At 47.4% G+C, this 19,974-nt stretch carries 16 protein-coding genes; 12 read left to right on the forward strand and 4 right to left on the reverse strand.

Features of this window, described 5'->3' with window-relative positions:
- The first annotated feature begins 23 nt into the window (after positions 1–23).
- From ACFQ45_RS01650 to ACFQ45_RS01675, 6 genes are all read left to right on the forward strand, one after another.
- Entirely contained in the window at positions 24–1,277 is a 1,254-nt protein-coding gene (locus ACFQ45_RS01650; protein ID WP_377364658.1) for a sarcosine oxidase subunit beta family protein, read from the forward strand.
- A gap of 15 nt (positions 1,278–1,292) precedes the next feature.
- Positions 1,293–1,577 (forward strand): sarcosine oxidase subunit delta, encoded by a 285-nt coding sequence (locus tag ACFQ45_RS01655; RefSeq protein WP_377364660.1) that lies wholly within the window; start codon positions 1,293–1,295, stop codon positions 1,575–1,577.
- Between the two features lie 11 nt (positions 1,578–1,588).
- Positions 1,589–4,612, forward strand: coding sequence for a sarcosine oxidase subunit alpha (locus ACFQ45_RS01660; RefSeq protein ID WP_377364662.1), 3,024 nt, complete (start codon positions 1,589–1,591; stop codon positions 4,610–4,612).
- A complete protein-coding gene (locus tag ACFQ45_RS01665; protein WP_377364664.1) occupies positions 4,605–5,255 on the forward strand; it encodes a sarcosine oxidase subunit gamma in 651 nt (216 codons plus the stop codon). Before ACFQ45_RS01660 ends, ACFQ45_RS01665 begins: the two co-directional genes overlap by 8 nt.
- Before the next feature lie 57 nt (positions 5,256–5,312).
- Positions 5,313–6,179 (forward strand): formyltetrahydrofolate deformylase, encoded by an 867-nt coding sequence (purU, locus tag ACFQ45_RS01670; protein WP_377364666.1) that lies wholly within the window; start codon positions 5,313–5,315, stop codon positions 6,177–6,179.
- A gap of 190 nt (positions 6,180–6,369) precedes the next feature.
- Positions 6,370–7,749, forward strand: a complete 1,380-nt coding sequence (locus tag ACFQ45_RS01675; RefSeq protein ID WP_377364669.1) for an L-serine ammonia-lyase — start codon at positions 6,370–6,372, stop codon at positions 7,747–7,749.
- Between the two features lie 75 nt (positions 7,750–7,824).
- On the opposite strand, the gene ACFQ45_RS01680 is transcribed toward ACFQ45_RS01675, so the two are convergent.
- The 4 genes from ACFQ45_RS01680 to ACFQ45_RS01695 all read right to left on the reverse strand — a co-directional run bounded on the left by ACFQ45_RS01680 (position 7,825) and on the right by ACFQ45_RS01695 (position 11,309).
- A complete protein-coding gene (locus ACFQ45_RS01680) occupies positions 7,825–8,280 on the reverse strand; it encodes a MarR family winged helix-turn-helix transcriptional regulator (protein WP_377364671.1) in 456 nt (151 codons plus the stop codon).
- Between the two features lie 158 nt (positions 8,281–8,438).
- Positions 8,439–9,758 (reverse strand): TRAP transporter large permease, encoded by a 1,320-nt coding sequence (locus ACFQ45_RS01685; RefSeq protein WP_377364673.1) that lies wholly within the window; start codon positions 9,756–9,758, stop codon positions 8,439–8,441.
- A complete protein-coding gene (locus ACFQ45_RS01690; protein WP_377364675.1) occupies positions 9,751–10,254 on the reverse strand; it encodes a TRAP transporter small permease in 504 nt (167 codons plus the stop codon). The genes ACFQ45_RS01685 and ACFQ45_RS01690 overlap by 8 nt, the downstream gene beginning before the upstream one ends.
- 20 nt (positions 10,255–10,274) lie before the next feature.
- On the reverse strand, positions 10,275–11,309 hold the full coding sequence (locus ACFQ45_RS01695; RefSeq protein ID WP_377364677.1) for a TRAP transporter substrate-binding protein: 1,035 nt from the start codon (positions 11,307–11,309) through the stop codon (positions 10,275–10,277).
- Positions 11,310–11,676: 367 nt separating this feature from the next.
- On the opposite strand from ACFQ45_RS01695, the gene ACFQ45_RS01700 reads away from it, so the two are divergent.
- The 6 genes from ACFQ45_RS01700 to ACFQ45_RS01725 all read left to right on the forward strand — a co-directional run bounded on the left by ACFQ45_RS01700 (position 11,677) and on the right by ACFQ45_RS01725 (position 19,974).
- On the forward strand, positions 11,677–13,233 hold the full coding sequence (locus ACFQ45_RS01700; RefSeq protein WP_377364679.1) for an acyl CoA:acetate/3-ketoacid CoA transferase: 1,557 nt from the start codon (positions 11,677–11,679) through the stop codon (positions 13,231–13,233).
- 39 nt (positions 13,234–13,272) lie between these two features.
- Entirely contained in the window at positions 13,273–14,481 is a 1,209-nt protein-coding gene (locus ACFQ45_RS01705) for a thiolase family protein (RefSeq protein WP_377364681.1), read from the forward strand.
- Positions 14,482–14,697: 216 nt separating this feature from the next.
- Positions 14,698–15,462 carry a crotonase/enoyl-CoA hydratase family protein gene (locus ACFQ45_RS01710; protein WP_377364683.1) on the forward strand — a complete coding sequence of 255 codons (765 nt, stop codon included), beginning with the start codon at positions 14,698–14,700 and terminating at the stop codon, positions 15,460–15,462.
- A 39-nt stretch (positions 15,463–15,501) separates the two neighbouring features.
- Positions 15,502–16,269: a 3-hydroxyacyl-CoA dehydrogenase gene (locus tag ACFQ45_RS01715; RefSeq protein ID WP_377364685.1), complete on the forward strand. Its 768-nt coding sequence runs from the start codon at positions 15,502–15,504 to the stop codon at positions 16,267–16,269.
- A 9-nt stretch (positions 16,270–16,278) separates the two neighbouring features.
- Positions 16,279–18,042, forward strand: a complete 1,764-nt coding sequence (locus ACFQ45_RS01720) for an acyl-CoA dehydrogenase (protein ID WP_377364687.1) — start codon at positions 16,279–16,281, stop codon at positions 18,040–18,042.
- An 81-nt stretch (positions 18,043–18,123) separates the two neighbouring features.
- Positions 18,124–19,974: a feruloyl-CoA synthase gene (locus ACFQ45_RS01725; RefSeq protein ID WP_377364689.1), complete on the forward strand. Its 1,851-nt coding sequence runs from the start codon at positions 18,124–18,126 to the stop codon at positions 19,972–19,974.

Genomic DNA, 19,974 nt, shown 5'->3' on the forward strand with positions numbered 1-19,974 from the left:
TGCCATGATAAGGAGCTGACATAATGCAGCATTATTCCGGATTCGGCCTGTTAAAACACAGTCTTAGCCATCATGAAAATTGGCAGCGAGTTTGGCGCAACCCAACACCGAAGAAAAAGTATGACGTCATCATCATCGGTGGTGGCGGTCATGGCCTAGCGACCGCTTACTACCTTGCAAAGCAGTTTGGCGTTACTAACGTTGCTGTGATTGAAAAAGGCTACCTTGGTGGTGGTAACACAGCACGTAATACCACCATCGTTCGTTCTAACTACCTATGGGACGAAGCGGCGCACTTGTACGAGCACGCCATGAAACTTTGGGAAGGTTTGTCTCAAGACTTGAACTACAACGTTATGTTCTCTCAGCGTGGTTGTTTGAACTTGGGTCATACCCTACAAGACATGCGTGACATTGAACGCCGTGTAAACGCTAACCGTCTAAACGGTATTGACGGTGAAGTGTTGGACGCGAAACAAGTTAACGAAATCGTTCCGATTTTGGATTGCTCTGGTAACGCTCGTTACCCAGTGATGGGTGCTTCTTGGCAGCCACGTGCAGGTGTGGCGCGTCACGATGCGGTGGCATGGGGCTTTGCCCGTGGCGCAGATGCCCACGGTGTTGATTTGATTCAACAGACGGAAGTGGTGGACTTGATCATCGAAGACGGCACCATCACTGGTGTTAAGACCAATCGTTACGGCGACATCATGGCTGACCGAGTAGGTTCTGTGGTCGCGGGTAACTCTAGCGTGATCGCTGGCATGGCTGGCTTTGAACTGCCTCTTGAGTCGCATCCTCTACAAGCTTTGGTATCTGAGCCAATCAAACCAATCCTAGACACAGTTGTTATGTCTAACCACGTACACGGTTACGCCTCTCAGTCTGACAAGGGTGACTTGGTCATCGGTGCAGGTATCGACGGCTACACAGGTTATGGCCAGCGTGGATCCTACGGCACCATCGAGCACACTATCCAAGCGATTGTAGAAATGTTCCCGATCTTCAGCCGTGTTCGCATGAACCGTCAGTGGGGCGGTATTGTGGATACCTGTCCTGATGCGTGTCCGATCATTTCTGAAACACCGATCAAAAACCTGTTCTTCAACTGTGGTTGGGGTACCGGTGGCTTTAAGGCAACGCCTGGCTCTGGCAACGTGTTTGCCGCGTCTTTGGCGAAAGGTGAAATGCATGAGTTGGCGAAGCCATTCTCTATGTTCCGATTCCACAACGGTGCGCTTGTCGATGAGCATGGCGCAGCCGGCGTAGCTCACTAACGGGAGAGAGTTAACATGTTCCATATTTATTGCCCGCACTGTGGTGAATACCGTGAAGAAGAGGAATTTCACAACAACGGACAGGCGCACATTGCGCGCCCTCTAGACCCAGACTCTTGCACCGACGAAGAGTGGGGTAACTACATGTACTTCCGTAAAAACCCTCGTGGTCTGCACCACGAACTTTGGGTACATGCTGCTGGTTGCCGTAAGTTTTTTAACGTGACTCGTCACACCCAGACTTACGAAATCAAAGAAGTGTACAAAATTGGCGAACAGCCAACGGTTACGGCAGACTGAGGAGCGCAGACATGTCACAGAAGAATCGTTTAAAAAGCGGTGGCCGCATTGACCGTTCTAAGCCACTGTCCTTTGTTTACAATGGTAAATCTTACCAAGGCTTTGATGGGGATACCCTAGCGTCAGCATTACTGGCGAACGGCGTAGACATCATTGGCCGTAGTTTTAAATACAGCCGTCCGCGCGGTATCGTTGCAGCAGGTGCTGAAGAGCCGAATGCCATCATGCAGATTGGTGCGACTGAAGCGACGCAAGTACCAAACGTACGTGCAACACAACAAGAGTTGTACGCAGGCTTAGTTTCTGGCTCAACCAACGGCTGGCCGAACGTTGAAACCGACCTAATGGGCTTAGTAGGTAAAATCGGTGGCAAGATGATGCCTCCAGGTTTTTACTACAAAACCTTTATGTACCCAAAATCCATGTGGGAAACCTACGAGTCTTACATCCGTAAAGCAGCGGGCTTAGGTCGTTCTCCAAAAGAAGTAGACCCAGACATCTATGACAAGATGAACCAACACTGTGATGTAATGGTGGTCGGTGCAGGTCCTGCTGGTCTAGCGGCAGCTCTAGCGGCGGCCCGTGGTGGCGCGCGCGTCATCATCGCAGATGAGCAAAACGAATTTGGTGGCAGCCTACTAAGCAGCAAAGAAACCCTAGACGGTAAAGCCGCGTCTGTTTGGGTTGCTGAAGTGGTTAAAGAGCTGGAAGCCAATGAAAACGTATTGGTATTGCCTCGCTCTACGGTTAACGGCTACCACGATCACAACTTCCTAACGATCCATCAACGTTGCACAGATCACATTGCAGATCGTGCGCCAAACGGACAAGTACGTGCTCGTTACCACCGTGTTCGTGCAAAATGGGTGGTATTGGCTACTGGCGCCCACGAGCGTCCATTGGTTTACGGTAATAACGATGTGCCTGGATGTATGGTGGCAAACGCTGTTTCTACTTACATCAACCGTTACGGTGTTGTACCTGGTCATGAGCTGGTACTGATGACCACTAACGACAACGCTTATCAGACGGCTATTGATTGGCACGATGCGGGTCGCAAAGTACAAGCCATCGTTGATACTCGTAAGAATCCATCTGGCGATTTGATTGCCGCTGCCCGTGAGCGTGGTATTACGGTCATGACAGGTTGTGCAGTGATCGACGTACAGGGCAGTAAACGCGTAACAGGTGTGTCTGTTGCCAGCATCAGCGAAGACGGCAATTCTGTTTCCGGTGCAGTGAAAAAACTCAGCGCTGATACCGTTGCCACATCAGGCGGCTGGAGCCCAGTTATTCACTTATCTTGCCATACTGGTGCACGTCCAGTTTGGAACGATGAAGTGCTTGGTTTCTTACCAGGTGAAACCGTACAGCATCAATTAACAGCTGGTGCTATCAATGGCGTTTTCTCTACTGAAGGTGCGCTATCTGAAGGTTTGAAAGCCGGTCTTGATGCTCTGGCGAAACTGGGTATGAGTGCTGTCGATGTTGCCTTACCTGCAACGCAAGATTTGAAAGTCGGTGCGTCCATGGCCCTGTACCATGTGCCGCACTCTAAACCAACGTCCCAAGCGCCTAAGCAGTTTGTGGATTACCAAAACGATGTGACTGCTGCGGGTATCGAGCTTGCGTGTCGTGAAGGTTTTGAGTCCATCGAGCACGTTAAGCGTTACACCGCAATGGGCTTTGGTACTGACCAAGGTAAGTTGGGTAACATCAATGGTATGGCGATTGCTGCGAAAGTATTGAATCAAACCATTCCACAAACGGGTACGACGATTTTCCGTCCAAACTACACACCTATCACCTTTGGTGCCATTGTTGGCCGTGATTGTGGTGACTTGTTCGATCCTGAGCGTTACAGCGCAATGCACAAGTGGCATGTGGAAAACGGCGCGAAATTTGAGGATGTGGGCCAATGGAAACGTCCATGGTACTTCCCGAAAGCCGGTGAAACCATGCAGCAAGCCCTAGACCGTGAATGTGTTGCAACCCGTGAATCGATTGGCATTTTGGATGCATCTACCCTAGGTAAAATTGACATCCAAGGTAAAGATGCCCGTGAATTCCTAGGACGCGTTTACTCTAACGCTTGGGCTAAATTGGCAGTGGGTAAATGTCGTTACGGCTTGATGCTAGGTGAAGACGGCATGGTCTTCGACGATGGTGTAACGTCTTGTCTAGCGGAAAACCACTTCCTAATGACAACAACATCCGGCGGTGCCGCTCGTGTATTGAGCTGGTTAGAGCTTTACCACCAAACAGAATGGCCAGAGCTAGAAGTGTACTTCACTTCTGTTACTGATCACTGGGCAACTATGACCATCTCTGGTCCAAACAGCCGCAAGCTGCTTGAAGAATTGATCGATGAAAACGAAGACGTGTCCAAAGATGCCTTCAAATTCATGGACTGGAAACCTATGAAAGTCGCAGGCGTGCCAGCACGTGTGTTCCGTATCTCTTTCACTGGCGAGCTGTCTTTTGAGATCAACGTACAAGCAAACTACGGTCTGCATGTATGGGAAAAATTGTTCGAGCACGGTGCAAAATACAACCTAACACCTTACGGCACAGAAACCATGCACATCTTACGTGCTGAAAAAGGCTTCATCATTGCGGGTCAAGATACAGATGGTTCAGTACACCCATACGACTTGGGCATGGGCTGGGCAGTGTCTATGAACAAACCATTTAGCTTCATTGGTAAGCGTGGTATGCAGCGTGAAGACTGTGTTCGTGCAGAGCGTAAGCAAATGGTAGGTATCAAGACCATTGATCCAAACGTGGTATTGCCAGAAGGTGCTCAAGGGGTGTTCGATCCTAAAGCGCCAATCCCAATGCCAATGGTGGGACACATTTCCTCAAGCTACTGGAGTGCCAACCTAGGTCGTTCCATCGCGATGGGCTTTGTGAAGGGTGGTCTAGATAAGATGGGTGAAAAAGTTTACTACCCACTTGCTGATGGCCGCACCATCGAAGCTGAAATTTGCAGCCCTATTTTCCTAGATCCAAAAGGGGAGCGTCAAAATGTCTGATGTGACTGAAGCACCATTAACAGTGGTAATGGACCAATTAGCGGACGCTTCCATCGAAGCGCAATCTCCACTGCACCATGCAGACCTCGCCACTATGGCGAAAAAAGGCCCTAAAGCGGGTGGTGTGGTCTTTAAAGAAGACAAATTGAAAGGCTTGCTAACACTACGTCTGAATGCTGAGAACGCAGAGCTGAAAGCCAGTGCTGAAAAAGTGTTAGGGGTTGAGTTGCCAACACAGCCTTTAACGTCTGTTGAAAGCGGTGAAGTATCTGTTCGCTGGATTTCCCCTGATGAGTGGTTGGTCGTTGTACCAGGCTTGAAAGCGTTCGATTTAGAGGCAGCTTTTCAAGCACAAGTATCTGGCCACTATCAGCTAGTGAACGTAAGTGGCGGTAACACCATCTTCTTGTTGTCTGGTGCGAATGTGCGAGATGTATTGAAGAAATCAACGCCAATTGATGTTCACCCAAGTGAATTCCCAGTAGGTAAAGTGGTTTCTACTGTATTTGCCAAAAGCAGTGCAGTGATTCGCCGTGCTGGCGAAGACCAATATGAGTTAGTTGTGCGTCGTAGCTTTGCAGATTACCTGTGGCTATGGCTACAAGATGCAAGCCGTGAATACGGCCTTGTGGTCGAAGTTTAACTCCTTCCTACTCCGGGCTGACCGTTTTGGTCAGCCCTCATATCGAGAGAGCGTCCAATGAAATCAACAACTAAACCATGGATCTTTACCGCGAGCTGCCCAAGTGTTATCGGCACAGTAGACGTCGTCACACGCTTTATGGCGGAGTCTGGAAACTACGTTGATGAAATCCACTCGTTTGATGACCGTGAAGCCAACCGCTTTTTTATCCGTATTGAATTCTTTCCGCAATCTGCGGATTTCAGTGCAGATGAGTTCCGTGCTGAGTTTGGCCCAAAGGCAAAACAGTTTGAAATGGAGTGGGCTCTGACGGAGCCGAACCATCGCCCCCGTGTGGCGATTATGGTCTCTAAATATGATCATTGTTTAAATGACTTGTTGTACCGCTACCGTACGGGCCAGCTAAACATTGAAGTCCCTGTGATCATCTCCAACCATCCCGATCTAGAGCCTTTGGCAGAATGGCATGGTATTCCTTACTACCACCTGCCAATCACTGCGGATACTAAGCCCCAGCAAGAGGCTCAAGTGATTGAGCTGATCGAGAAATATGATGCTGAGCTGGTTATTTTAGCCCGTTACATGCAGGTGCTGTCACCTGAGATGTGTAACTACCTAGATGGCCGTGCTATCAATATTCACCACTCTTTACTTCCAGGTTTTAAAGGCGCTCGCCCTTATCACCAAGCATGGGAAAAGGGTGTGAAAATGGTCGGCGCAACTGCCCATTACGTGAATAACGACTTGGACGAAGGGCCAATTATCGCCCAAGGTATTCAAACGGTAGACCATGCACATTATCCAGAAGATTTGGTCGCAAAGGGGCAAGATATCGAACGTGTAACCCTGTTTAATGCAGTGAAGTATCACGTAGAAAAGCGTGTCTTTTTGAATGGCAAGAGAACTGTCGTATTTGGTCGCTAAAACAGAATAGCGCTTCGGCGCTATTTTTTTGGTTATCCCCCCATGTAACCCAAATGTTTTATCGCCTAAATGAACTTAGCAGACTTGCAAGATCTCACAGTGCGATCAAATACTTGTAATTTGGGTTAATTATCTGTATTTGTTTCCAATCGTTAAATAAGTTTCCAATAGGAAACTCTCTGGAGGCATCATGTCTATCAGCGTATTTGATCTTTTTAAAATTGGCATCGGGCCTTCGAGCTCCCATACCGTTGGCCCTATGGCTGCGGCGGCCGATTTTGCCCAAGCGTTGTTAGACCGAAAGCTCACCAATGATACGAGCCGCGTATCAGTTGAGCTATTTGGTTCACTCAGTGCAACGGGCAAAGGCCACGGCACTGACAACGCAATCATCATGGGGTTAATGGGCGAGCGTCCGGACAGTATCGATCCTGAATGTGTCAACGGACGCATTGGCGCTTTAATGGCAAACCAGCGCCTTACCCTTGCTCCAGGTCGTGATATCGAATTTGTTTGGGAGCGAGATATGCTGTTGCTTGAAGAAGCCTTGCCATATCACCCCAACGCCATGCGTTTATCCGCTTACAATGAGGCGGGTGATGTTTTGTATCACAATACCTTTTACTCCATTGGTGGCGGCTTTGTCATTGATGAATCCGAAGCCACTGCGGATGCTCATCTAGTCCCTCAAGTAGATGTGCCTTACGACTTCAATAATGCCGTTGAACTCCTTAATTTGTGTCGCGAACACAAAATGAGCATCAGCGAGTTGATGATGGAAAACGAAAAAGTCTGGCGCTCAGAACAAGAGATTCGTGATGGTTTGATGGACATCTGGGGGGCAATGAAAGATTGCATCGCCAATGGTCTGCACAAAGAAGGCATTTTGCCAGGCGGCTTAAACGTTCGCCGCCGTGCCATGAGTTTGCATAAGTCTCTCATCCGAGCGACACGACCTAATATTATTAGCTCCACCTTGAGTGCTATGGATTGGGTCAACTTATATGCCTTAGCCGTGAACGAAGAAAATGCTGGGGGCGGCCGCATGGTGACGGCGCCAACCAATGGTGCGGCAGGGATTATCCCAGCTGTACTCATGTACTACATGGAGTTTATTCCAAATCCATGTGAGAAAAACGTTGTGGACTTCCTATTGGCAGCGGCTGCGATCGGTGCCCTGTGTAAGAAGAATGCGTCTATCTCTGGTGCCGAAGTAGGGTGTCAGGGCGAAGTTGGCTCAGCTTGTGCCATGGCTGCGGCAGGTCTGTGTGAAGTGATGGGCGGTACGCCTCAACAGGTGGAAAACGCCGCAGAGATCGGCCTGGAGCATAACTTAGGCTTAACCTGTGACCCAGTGGGTGGCTTAGTGCAAGTTCCTTGTATCGAACGTAATGCAATCGCTGCGATGAAAGCCATCAACGCGACTCAAATGGCATTACGAGGCGATGGCGAGCACTTTATTTCCCTAGATAAAGTGATTCGCACCATGCGTGATACCGGCAAAGACATGCAAGACAAGTACAAAGAAACGTCTCGCGGTGGTCTAGCGGTGAACGCAATTGAGTGTTAGATGATAAGCTTGGCTCAATAAAAAAGCGCTGCCATTTGGCAGCGCTTTTTTTGTGTCAAATATGAATGGGTTATGTTATTCCGCTAGGCGTTCGAGAATATCCAGTAACCAGCGTTTCTCGTCTTCGTTTTGCAAACGTTTGGCCATTTGATTTTCATAAGCTGTAACGCGGTCACACAGTGTTTTGAAGAATACTTGACCTTCATCGGTCATAAATAAGGCGTATGAGCGTCGGTCGTTTTTCGCGGGACGACGCTCCAACAGGTTTTTGCCTTCAAGTTTGTCCACGGCTGCAACCATAGCGGATCTGTCATTCCCCAGCGCTTGCGCGACAGCTGTCTGAGTAAGTCCTGGATTACGTTCTACGATCGCCAACACTGCAAATAATCCAGGGCTGATACCAAGATCAGAGCAAACGTCATTGAATTTGGTAAAGAAGTTCATTTGCGCACGACGTAAGCGGTATCCTAAAAACTCGTTAAGTACACCAAAGTCGACACTTGGGTCGTTTTTCTTATCATCGTCTTGCATACGTTTTTCCTACTATTCTGGCTCAAACTCTGAGCACGTTATTGTAATACAAGGAAGCATATTGGTGAAAGCTATAACAGTTTGCTGTTCATCAGTATAAAAAAATAGGGGCTGGAGTCAGCCCCCTAATATTTAATTGCTACTTGGAGCTCGAGCAATTAACCGATGGCGTGCACCAAACCTAAAGTGATACCTGGGAAGATCACTAGCAGCGCTACACGTATAAAGTCAGAGATCAAAAAAGGTACGACTCCTTTAAAGCATTCTTTGAGTGGCAAAGCGTTGTCGAACGATTTGATGATGAAAATATTCATCCCAACCGGAGGTGTGATTAATCCTACTTCCACCACAACCAGTGCAATGATGCCAAACCAAATACCTAAATCTGCTGAAGGCATGCCGAAATCCATCGCCATGATGATCGGGAAGTAGATCGGAATGGTTAATAAGATCATTGCTAAGCTGTCCAAAAAACAGCCCATAATGAGGTAAGTGATCAACATTACCACCAAGATGGTATAAGGCGATAACCCTGAATTAGTCAGTAACTCAACACCGATATCTGGCAGTTTTGATAGGGCGATAAAGACACTGAATACGTCAGCTCCTAGGACAATGAAAAAGATCATAGCGGACGAAACGGCGGTCTTAACCAAACTGCTGATAAAACCATCCATCCGCATCTTACCGTGTGTAACAGCAAGTATTGCTGTGAGTACAACACCCACCGATGCCGCTTCGGTAGGGGTGAAAACCCCCATGTATATGCCGCCAAGCACGACTAAGAAAATCCCGGTGATGTGCCACACATCTTTGGTCGCTCGGAATTTTTGTGACCAAGTTGTTTGTTCGCCACGAGGACCAGTGTTTGGGAATAGGCGTACATAAATGGCGATGGTAAGCATGTACCCCGCTGCGGCTAAGAAGCCTGGGATAAATGCCGCCATGAACATTTTAGAAATGTTTTGCTCGGTTAATACAGCAAAGATAATCAGCACCATAGAAGGTGGGATTAAAATTCCTAAAGTGCCACCTGCAGCCAGAGAGCCCGCGGCCAAACTGCCTGAATAATTTAGGCGACGCATTTCTGGCAGGGCAACTTTACCCATGGTCGAAGCCGTTGCTAAAGAGGAACCACAGATGGCGCCAAATGCAGCACAGCCTGCGACCGCAGCCATGGCGATACCGCCTTTTTGGCGGCCTACCCAGGTATTACAGGTACGGAATAATTCTGTAGTAATACCTGAACGCGTTGCGAGTTCCCCCATTAAGAGGAACAGAGGCACTACCGATAAGTCGTAGCTGGAGAACTTAGCAACTGGCGAAGTGCCGAGGTACTCTAGTAACGCAGGCATACCACCGATCGCTGCGTAGCCTATGGAGCCACACAGCAACATAGACAAGGCAATTGGAATACGAATACTCATTAAGACAAGCAAAATGCCCATCATTAGAAATGCGAGTTCAACATTACTCATTGTGCTCTCCTGATGGACCAGACAGTAATTGAGTCGCACCACACAATGCGCAGACACTGAATCCAATTACGCCGACTACATAAACCCACCAAATAGGCAGTTCGAGGATCATGGTTTGCTCGTAATAATCTTTCGATTCAAATCCACTTAATGTCATGCGATAAGCAAAGATCACAGAAACCACAGTGAATAATAAATGTCCCGTGTTATCCAAAAAACGAATGGTTGCAGGGCGGCAGTTAGCGGTGAATAAATCCACAATGACATGCCCACGTCTCAAATAACATTCAGGTAGGAACAAGAAGACCGACATGGCTAAACCAACTTCAGTAAGCTCATAGTCGCCTTCGACTGATTGGCCAAAAAATGTCCTGCCGATGATGCTGGCGACCGTAATGATCGCCAACGACAGCATGATTAGACCTCCAACCAAAGCGAAACTAAACGACACGCGTCTAAGTCCTGCTTTGATACTTTCTACAACGGATAGCTTCATGCTAGATCACCGAACAGCGTTTACATGTTTTCGTATTTTTTGATTAAGCCTTCTGCTTTTTCGAGCAGGCGTTCGGCTTCATAATCGTCGTCGTTCATCTCTTCGATCCACTCAGAGCGAACTGGTGCAAGCATTTCTTTCCATTTGTTGTACTCAGCGCCTTCGACGTAATCGAAGCTGTTGCCATTATCGGCTGCATATTGGCGAGCAAAGATTTCATAATCATCAAACAAGCTACCGATGTGACCTGCTAGAGCAACACCGGAATTATTATCAATGACTTTTTGAAGGTCGGCTGGCATGTCTTCATATACGTCTTTGTTCATGGCGAATATGAAAAATTGGGTGTACAAGCCACGATCACCTTTGATTTCTGTGTGGTAATCCACCAGCTCATAAATTTTTGTTGGCAAAACTACTTCGTAAGGCAATGCAGCGACATCTAGAACGCCTTTAGAAATAGCACTTGGCATTTCGGTGACAGGCATAAAGATTGTGTTGGCGCCCAATTCTTTAAATGCAGAAGCCATAACTTTGTTAGGCGCGCGCACTTTCAAACCGTCCAAATCATCTGCGGTCTTAATGGATTCTTCGCGTGAATGCAAAGAGCCAGGCGCGTGGGTGTGCATGGCTAAAACATGAACGTCTTTGAGCTCATCTTGCATTTCCTGCTCAGCATATTCTTGCAGTGCCATACTGGTTGCTTTGGCGCTACCTGGCATGAATGGCAATTCAAAAACGGTGGCTTTAGGAAAGCGGCCAGGCGTGTAGCCACCAACGGTCCAAGTGATGTCTGAAATTCCTTTACGGACTTGATCAAACAGTTGAGGTGGCTTGCCACCAAGTTGCATAGCGGGGAACAGTTCGATGTCGATTCGGCCTTCAGATTCCGCTTCCACTTTTTCAGCCCAAGGCTGTAGAAACTTACTGTGCGCCATCGACATCGGTGGCAAGAAGTGATGTAGCTTTAGCGTATATTCCGCTTCGGCCATTGCATTCACGGAGAGAACAGCGCCAGCGATTAGGGCTAGGCTTTTACGTCCTACGTAGTTCATTTTCCACCTCACATTGTTTTTTTTATAAGAGATTTTTTAGTTTTTTAGCGGCCATCGACCGTGTATCGACTTTGGTTAATATATTTCTGGCACAAACTGTTTAGTAATTCAACAATATTAAATATAAATTTTTTAGATTACCCATTATAAAAATAGAACCCCATCATTCATTTTCCTATAAGCAGTTGCTCGTATGTTTTTTGAACAGTATTGAGGGGTGTCTATTTTTAGAAGTACCTCGCTAAATTAAAATATAAACTATTTGAAAATAAAATTGTTGTGTAGTACAACAAAAAAAACACTAAACGTGAGAAGTATCATTTTTCGCGTCCTAACACCTAACAAAGCTAAAAATAGAAGGTGAAACATGAGCAAGGTAATTTCTTTGGCAGAGGCTGCTGGCCTAATCAAAGACGGGGATTCCGTCGCGTGGTCAACGGTTGGTATGTCGTTTTTTGCTGAGGCGGTGGCTGATAAATTGGAGCAGCGCTTCTTGGAAACAGGTCATCCTAAAAACGTTACGTTGATTCATGACTGTGGTTGTGGCGACGGCAAAAACGGAGGGATGTCTCACCTTGCTCATACTGGCCTTGTAAAGCGCCTTATTTCTGGGCATACCGGTCAAGCACCAAAAATGGCGGGCCTTGTAGCAGATGACGCGATCGAAGCTTATTTGTTGCCACAGGGTGTGCTGACGACAATGTGGCGTCAAATTGCTGGTAATAAGCCTGGTGTGATCACAAAAGTCGGTATGGGGACTTATGTTGATCCTTTGGTGAGCGGTGGCAAGGTCACTTCGTTGGCTAAAGAAGACTTGGTCAAGCACATCGAAATCGAAGGCGAAGACTGGTTGCTTTACAAAACTTTCCCGCTGGATGTTGTGGTAATACGGGCAACAACGGCTGATGAGCACGGTAACCTATCGGTTGAAGAAGAAGCCATGTTGGCGGAAATTTTACCAATGGCCCAAGCTGCTCGAAATCGTGGCGGCATTGTCATAGCGCAGGTGAAATACCTAGCTGAAGCTAAAACCCTGAAACCTAAAGATGTCAAAGTCCCAGGCGTGTTGGTGGATTATGTGACAGTTGCAGCGCCTGAACAGCATATGCAGACCATAGCGACTGTTTATAACCCATCTTTGGCGGGTAATTCTAAAGTGCCTTTAAATGCGATCCCGCCGGTGCCTTTTGGTGAAAGAAAAATTATTGCTCGCCGTGCTGCGATGGAGCTTTCGAAAGGGGCCATCGTCAACTTGGGTATCGGTATGCCTGATGGCGTTGCGTCTGTGGCAGCAGAAGAAAAAGTCGCCAATGAATTTATGTTGACCACTGAGCTTGGAACCTATGGCGGTATTCCTGCATCCGGTGGTGATTTTGGTGCAGCTTGGAACGCTGAGGCGATCATTGAGCATGAAGCGCAATTCGATTTCTATGATGGCGGTGGTTTGGATATGGCGTTTCTTGGCTTGGCTCAAGCAGACCAATACGGCAACTTAAATGTGAGTAAGTTTGGTCCTAAAGTTGTAGGGCCTGGCGGTTTTATCAACATTTCTCAAAGCGCTAAAAAGATTGTTTTCTGCGGCACCCTGGTAAATGGTGCAAAACTGTCTTTTGAAGGCGGTAAAGCCACTGTTCTAGAAGAAGGACGAACCCGTAAGTTCGTGCAACAAGTTGACCATATTACCTTTAGTGGTGAATTTGCTCAGGCAAATGAAAAGCCTGTGTTTTTCATTACCGAGCGCTGTGTATTAGAGCTACGCAAAGAAGGCATGGTTCTAACTGAAATCGCACCTGGTTTGGATTTGCAAAAAGACGTGCTAGATATGATGGACTTCGCGCCAATTGTTGCTGAAGACCTGAAAACCATGCCAGATGAAATATTTCATGAACAATGGGGCGGCTTAGCGGCTTACATGCAGTCGTAATCTTGCCAGATCAAACAATAACAATAGCGGAGATGTTGAATGCCAATCCAAAACGTAGAAATCCCTTATGGTGCTTATTGGAGTACGCCGTTTGCTAAATGGCAAGGCTCATTACAGTACTTACATTCGATGAAATTTGCGGCTCACGTGGCTAAGCATGAGCTTTCAAAACGAAATATTGATCCAACCGTTTTCGACTCGGGCGTGTTGGGTATGACCATCAATCAATATCAATCGTTTAACGGAGCACCTTGGCCGCTTCATGATATCGGCGCAACACACACTCCAGGACATGCAGTAAACCAAGTATGTGCTACCAGCGCGCGTGGTTTATTTGCCTCTGCCACAGAAGTGATGACTGGCATGGCGAGTGTGTCTTTGTTTTTGGCCGCTGATCGCTGCTCTAACGGTCCTCATATTGTGTACCCGAATCCGAAAGGCATAGGCGGCGCTGGGGAATCTGAGGATCAAGTGTTTTATAACATGATGAATGACCCAATGGGTGGGCATTCCATGATGCAAACTGGTGAAAACGTTGCGCGCCGATTTGATATTACACGCGAAGAGTTGGACGCCGTCACGCTGCGACGTTACGAGCAATATCAAGAAGCGCTTAAAGATGAGCAAGCTTTTCAGAAACGTTTTATGACGCTGCCTTTATCGGTGCCCGCACCAAACTTTAAGAAAGAAGCGACGGTGATGACGGGTGATGAAGGCGTATTCCCAACGACAGCGGAAGGATTGGCAAAGCTGAAACCGGTGCAGGAAGGTGGTGTGATTACCTTTGGTAATCAGACGCATCCTGCGGATGGTAATGCTGCAGCCATTGTTTGTAGCAGTGATAAAGCGCAAGAACTTGCCAGTGATACATCGATTAAAGTCGAAATTCTTGGCTTCGGACAGGCGCGAGACGACTTGGCCTACATGCCTGCCGCGCCGATAGAGGCCGCAAAGCGTGCCCTCCTAGTTGCAGGTATTTCGATAGATCAAGTTGATGCGATCAAAACACACAACCCATTTGCGGTAAATGATGTTGCGTTTGCTAAGGCGACGGGCGTAGATGTGATGCAAATGAACAACTTTGGTTGTTCATTAATCTGGGGGCATCCGCAAGGACCAACTGGTTTACGAGCCATGATTGAAATGATCGAAGAGCTGGCTATACGTGGTGGCGGTTATGGTTTGTTCACCGGCTGTGCGGCGGGTGACACTGGCATGGCTGCGGTAATTCGAGTGTCCGATCGTTAGTTGTTGAAAGGCAATAGATTGCCAAATGCGTTATTGAGTGTTGTATCCATGCCTTAATGCATTGATATATGTGTAAGCAGAGCTTTGGCCACACGATGTTGTGGCTTTTTTTTAAGTATAGATAATAGTTGTAATTGACATTTGTTTAGCAGTACAACTATTATATTTTTAAATCATAAATTATTCGCCCATAAACATAAAAATAGAGGCATGAGAATGACGACTTATCAATTCATCCAATTCACTTCTGATAACGGTATTGGCCATCTTCAGCTAAACCGTCCTGAAAAGAAAAACGCAATCAACGATGCGCTGTGTCTAGAAATCGAGCACGCCTTTATCAATCTACCTGATGATGTTCATGTGATTGTGCTGTCCGGTGCAGGTCCTGAGTTTTGTGCAGGGCTAGATCTTAGCGAGCACAAAGCTCGTGAACCATTCGAAGTAGTTAAGCACTCCAACATGTGGCACCGAGTATTTGGTCATATCCGTGAGTCTGGCATTCCTGTTGTAGCGGCAATGCAAGGTGCGGTTATTGGTGGCGGTTTAGAACTAGGGATTTGCGCCCACGTTCGCGTGACAGAAAAGAATACGTTCTACCGCTTACCAGAAGGTCGCCACGGTATTTTTGTTGGTGGTGGTGCATCAGTAAATGTGGCACGCGTCATTGGTACTAGCCGTATGACTGAAATGATGCTGACGGGACGTGATGTTGACGCAGAAGAAGGTTACCGCATTGGGCTAGCCCACTATATTGAAGAAGACGGCCAGGCGCTTGCTAAAGCGATGGAGCTTGCTAAAAGCATTGCGAAAAACTCTAAGTACTCAAATTGGGCTATGACAACAGGCTTAGCGCGTATTGACAGCATGGCAGCCGATGATGGTTTGTACACAGAGTCTCTCATCTGTGGCATCACGCAAACCAGCGAAGAAGTGAAAGCGCGCATTGATGCTTTCCTAAACCGCAAGAAAAACAAGTAGTCGATCGTCATAACAATAAGTATTCGATAGGAGTTTGTCGTGGAAATTCAAAATCGTCATTTTGTAATTACAGGTTCAGCGTCAGGTATTGGTGAAGCGGTTGCTCGACGCTTACACGGCTTAGGTGCAAAGGTATCGTTAGCAGATATCAACGAGCAAGGACTGCAGCGAGTCAGCGAAAGCCTTGGGCAACGCGTGCAGTACGCGCTTACTGATATTTCCGATGAGGCTTCCGTCACCGCGTCATTGGATCAAGCCATTGCTACATTTGGTTCGATTGATGGGGTGATTAATTGTGCTGGTATTCCCGGTGCTGAACGTGTCGTCGGCCGCGAAGGCCCACATGCTCTGGCCTCTTTTGAACGTGCTTTACGCATTAACCTTCTTGGTACTTTTAACATGATCCGCTTGGCTGCTGACAAAATGCAGCACAATGAGCCACAGTCTAATCTGGAACGTGGTGTGATCATTAATACTGCGTCTGTTGCTGCTTACGACGGGCAAATTGGTCAAGCGGGTTATGCTGCTTCTAAAGGCGGAGTAGTTGCGATGACACTGCCAATCGCGCGCGAGCTAGCGCGTTTCGGTATTCGTGTAATGACCATTGCTCCGGGGCTTTTCAAAACGCCTATGATGGATGTGTTGCCAGAGGAAGTGCAGCAATCTTTAGGGGCATCGGTACCTTTCCCACCGCGTTTAGGTGATCCAGACGAATATGCTCAACTTGCACAGCAGATTATTGAAAACAGCATGCTAAACGGCGAAACCATTCGGTTGGATGGTGCGATTCGTATGGCGGCTAAGTAGGAGTCGATTATGAGCTACCAAGCCCCTTACAAAGACATGCAATGGTTGGTTGAGCAGGCATTTACTCGCCAAAACTTGGCTCAATTGGAAAGCTTAGCAGATTACGATCTTGATCTGGCGAATGTCATCATTGATGAAGCGAACAAGTTTGCCAGCAATGTATTAGCGCCGTTAAACGTCATTGGTGATGTCGAAGGATGTCAGTTCAACGCAGGTCAGGTAAGCACGCCAACCGGTTGGAAAGAAGCATACGCTCAATTTCGTGATTCTGGTTGGATTGGCTTGGCCTTGCCTGAAGAGTTCGGTGGTCAAGGGTTACCAAAATACATTGCACAGCCCGTCAATGAAATGTGGCTATCAAGCAACCTCGCTTTTGTTATGTTTGCGGCGTTGGCGCAAGGTGGCTCTGAAATTCTTTTGAAATTCGCATCCGATAAAATTAAAGCACGCTATTTGACGCCGATTGTAACGGGTGAATGGACGGTCGCAATGGCGCTGACCGAACCCAATGCAGGCTCAGACTTGGGAGCTTTAAATACCAAAGCGATTCCTCAAGAAAATGGCAATTACTTAATTAAAGGTCAAAAAATCTACATTACCTATGGCGAGCATGATATGGCGGATAACATTGTTCACCTAGTGCTTGCCCGAACACCGGATGCTCCAGCAGGTAGCCGCGGTATTTCACTGTTTGCTGTTCCTAAATATCGTGTAGGAGACGGGGGGGAAGTAGGTGAGTTTAATGACATACGCTGTACAGGGATTGAGCACAAAACTGGTCTTCATGGTAGCCCGACTTGCTCTATCAGTTATGGTGATAACGATGCCTGTATTGGTGAGTTAATCGGTGAACTCAACCAAGGTCTTATGGCAATGTTCGTGTTGATGAACGAAGCTCGATTGAGTTGTGGTATGCAAGGCGTAGCTCTTGGAGAGCTGGCTTATCAAAAGGCTTTGCAATACGCCACTGAACGTATTCAAGGTTCTGGCACGCAAGGTGAACGTGTTGCGATTCTTGAGCATCCAGACGTGAAGCGAATGTTGTTAACCATGCGTTCTGAAACGTTTGGGCTGCGCTCTTTAGGGTATCAAATTGCGGCATTGATTGATGTTAGTGAACAATCGCAAGATGCCGATCAGGTCAACTCAGCGCACCGACGTATTGCCTTGTTAACCCCCATATTTAAAGGCTTTGCTACAGAGCAAGCGAATCGTATGGCCGGTACTGCGGTGCAAATATTTGGTGGTATGGGCTTTGTTGAAGAAACAGGCATTGCGCAAATAATGCGCGATGCTCGAATCACAACTATTTACGAAGGTACAACGGGCATTCAATCGAAAGACTTGCTGCATCGAAAAGTACGCGCGGATAAAGGTACCGCATTATCGGAGCTGCTTGTTTTGATCCGTGAGGATGTCAGCTCCGTGAAGCAATACCCGGCGTTGCAAACAAGTGCGGGCCGAATTGAGCAAGCGTGCGATGAGTTAGTGGCGACATTGGATCAAGTGATTCTAAACCCTAGCAAGTCTGTGACAGATTTAGATTGCGTCTCGGTGCCGTTTTTAATGGCCATGGGCGGGCTTTGTACCGCTTGGCAATTAGCTTGCACTGCGGCAAAAGCTCAGCAAGCAATGAATGATGATCCTGATTATTTCGCAAATGTCGTAGCGCTTTTAGATGTGTACAGCACTTATTCTTTGCCACATGTAATTGCAGAATTAAGTGCTGTAAATAGCCAAGTAATAGGTTTAAACGCGTATCGATTTTCGTAACACGTAAATAGCAGAGCACCCTTGTGGTGAGGCATTTACCTTCTTTGAACGAATAAAAATAACAAGTCTCAGGAGTATAAAATGACAAGCGAATTCCATCCTGTAAAGGTGGTAAGTCACCCTGTTTCCGTAGAAAAACGCAGTAATGGGGAACAGATTGTACATAGCCAAACACCGTTAGTTGAGTACGCAAGATGTTTGACTGACCGCGTCGCGTATTGGGCGGAGAAAACCCCTGATACAGTGTGTATTGCTCAGCGAGACTCAAGTGGTGCATGGGAAGAATACACGTACTCAGAAACCCTAACAAAAGTCCGTGAACTAGCGTCTTGGTTATTGACGCAAAATGTATCGCCCGAGCGTCCCATTGCATTTCTTTGTGGTAACAGTGTACAGCATTTGCTGCTTGCCCTAGCTGGTAGCTATATTGGTGTGCCACATGCGCCTATTTCGCCAGCTTATTCATTGATTGCAACCGATTACAGCAAACTTAAACATGTCATCGATAGCTTGACGCCAGGTTTAGTGATTGTCGATAAGCTAGCGCCCTATGAAAAAGCCATCGCTGCAACCTGTGAACGAGATGTGACTGTTGCAGTCATGGATGATGGCGTGAAAGCGAACCTCATTAGTAACCCGATCATTGGCTTCTCTAAGTTTTGGAAAATGCCAATCAATGCTGAAATAGAGAAGCGCAACGCTGAGGTAAATGGCGACACAGTTGCCAAGATCTTATTTACCTCTGGAACCACTGGGATGCCGAAAGGCGTGATGAACACCCAGCGCATGTTATGTGCGAATGCGGTGATGATCCGTGAGACCATGGCGTTTTTGAAGGATGAAACACCTGTGATGGTAGATTGGTTGCCTTGGAACCATACGTTTGGAGGTAACCACAACGTCAGCATTGCTTTGTATAACGGCGGTTCCTTGTATCTCGACGATGGCAAGCCAACAGAGACACACTTCCATAAAACCCTCACAAACCTAGCTGAAGTGGCTCCTACTGTGTATTTCAATGTGCCAAAAGGCTTTGAATTACTTGTTAAAAAGCTGCAACAGGATGATGTTCTAGCTCAGCAGTTTTTCTCCCGCTTACGTTTGATGTTCTTTGCTGCGGCAGGCATGGCGCAGCATATTTGGGATGCCATCGACGAGCTTTCGATCAAGCACACCGGCAAGAAGATCCCAATTGTTACCGGCTTAGGTTGTACGGAAACCGCACCGTCAGTGACATTTGCTTCAATTGAAGAAAGTGCGTCAGGCGTGATTGGTACGCCTGCACCAGGTATCTCAATCAAGCTTGTGCCCAATGAGGGTAAGTTGGAAGCGCGCGTTAAAGCTGTAAGCGTGATGCCTGGTTATTGGCGTCAGCCAGAGTTGTCCCAAAAAGCGTTCGATGAGGAAGGTTTTTACTGCCTTGGCGATGCGTTTGCGTTCCTTGATGAAAATACGCCAAACCGAGGCTTTCGATTTGACGGCCGTGTTTCCGAGGACTTTAAGTTAGACAGCGGCACTTGGGTGAGTGCGGGTACGTTACGCAGTAAATTTATAAGTGCTTTCGCTCCGCTAGCCCAAGACATTGTTCTGTGCGGTTCTAACCGAAGTGACATAACAGGGCTCGTTTTTCCAGATGTGAATCACTGTCAAGCGCTGATAGAAAATGGCGTGGATTTATCAGTAGAAGAGCTGGTGAATCATCCAACGGTGCGTGCAGCATTTGAAGAGAAGCTAAAAGCCTTTGCCGCACAGGGGACTGGCAGCTCGACGGTTGTACAGCGGATTCTCTTGCAGCATGTCGCCCCGAGCATAGATGCACACGAGGTCACTGATAAGGGGTCTTTGAACTTACGTAATGTCCAGTCACATCGTGCAGATCAAGTTGAGATGCTTTATCAGATGCCAAAATCTGTCAGCGTAATTAGCGTTTAA

This window comes from Rhodanobacter aciditrophus, from assembly GCF_042679525.1.
Classification (GTDB): Bacteria; Pseudomonadota; Gammaproteobacteria; order Pseudomonadales; family Marinomonadaceae; genus Marinomonas; species Marinomonas aciditrophus.

Coding starts and splice junctions, on each gene's coding strand:
- ACFQ45_RS01650 (WP_377364658.1), top strand. CDS start 24: ATGCAGCATTATTCCGGATTCGGCCTGTTAAAACACAGTCTTAGCCAT.
- ACFQ45_RS01655 (WP_377364660.1), top strand. CDS start 1,293: ATGTTCCATATTTATTGCCCGCACTGTGGTGAATACCGTGAAGAAGAG.
- ACFQ45_RS01660 (WP_377364662.1), top strand. CDS start 1,589: ATGTCACAGAAGAATCGTTTAAAAAGCGGTGGCCGCATTGACCGTTCT.
- ACFQ45_RS01665 (WP_377364664.1), top strand. CDS start 4,605: ATGTCTGATGTGACTGAAGCACCATTAACAGTGGTAATGGACCAATTA.
- purU (WP_377364666.1), top strand. CDS start 5,313: ATGAAATCAACAACTAAACCATGGATCTTTACCGCGAGCTGCCCAAGT.
- ACFQ45_RS01675 (WP_377364669.1), top strand. CDS start 6,370: ATGTCTATCAGCGTATTTGATCTTTTTAAAATTGGCATCGGGCCTTCG.
- ACFQ45_RS01680 (WP_377364671.1), bottom strand. CDS start 8,280: ATGCAAGACGATGATAAGAAAAACGACCCAAGTGTCGACTTTGGTGTA.
- ACFQ45_RS01685 (WP_377364673.1), bottom strand. CDS start 9,758: ATGAGTAATGTTGAACTCGCATTTCTAATGATGGGCATTTTGCTTGTC.
- ACFQ45_RS01690 (WP_377364675.1), bottom strand. CDS start 10,254: ATGAAGCTATCCGTTGTAGAAAGTATCAAAGCAGGACTTAGACGCGTG.
- ACFQ45_RS01695 (WP_377364677.1), bottom strand. CDS start 11,309: ATGAACTACGTAGGACGTAAAAGCCTAGCCCTAATCGCTGGCGCTGTT.
- ACFQ45_RS01700 (WP_377364679.1), top strand. CDS start 11,677: ATGAGCAAGGTAATTTCTTTGGCAGAGGCTGCTGGCCTAATCAAAGAC.
- ACFQ45_RS01705 (WP_377364681.1), top strand. CDS start 13,273: ATGCCAATCCAAAACGTAGAAATCCCTTATGGTGCTTATTGGAGTACG.
- ACFQ45_RS01710 (WP_377364683.1), top strand. CDS start 14,698: ATGACGACTTATCAATTCATCCAATTCACTTCTGATAACGGTATTGGC.
- ACFQ45_RS01720 (WP_377364687.1), top strand. CDS start 16,279: ATGAGCTACCAAGCCCCTTACAAAGACATGCAATGGTTGGTTGAGCAG.
- ACFQ45_RS01725 (WP_377364689.1), top strand. CDS start 18,124: ATGACAAGCGAATTCCATCCTGTAAAGGTGGTAAGTCACCCTGTTTCC.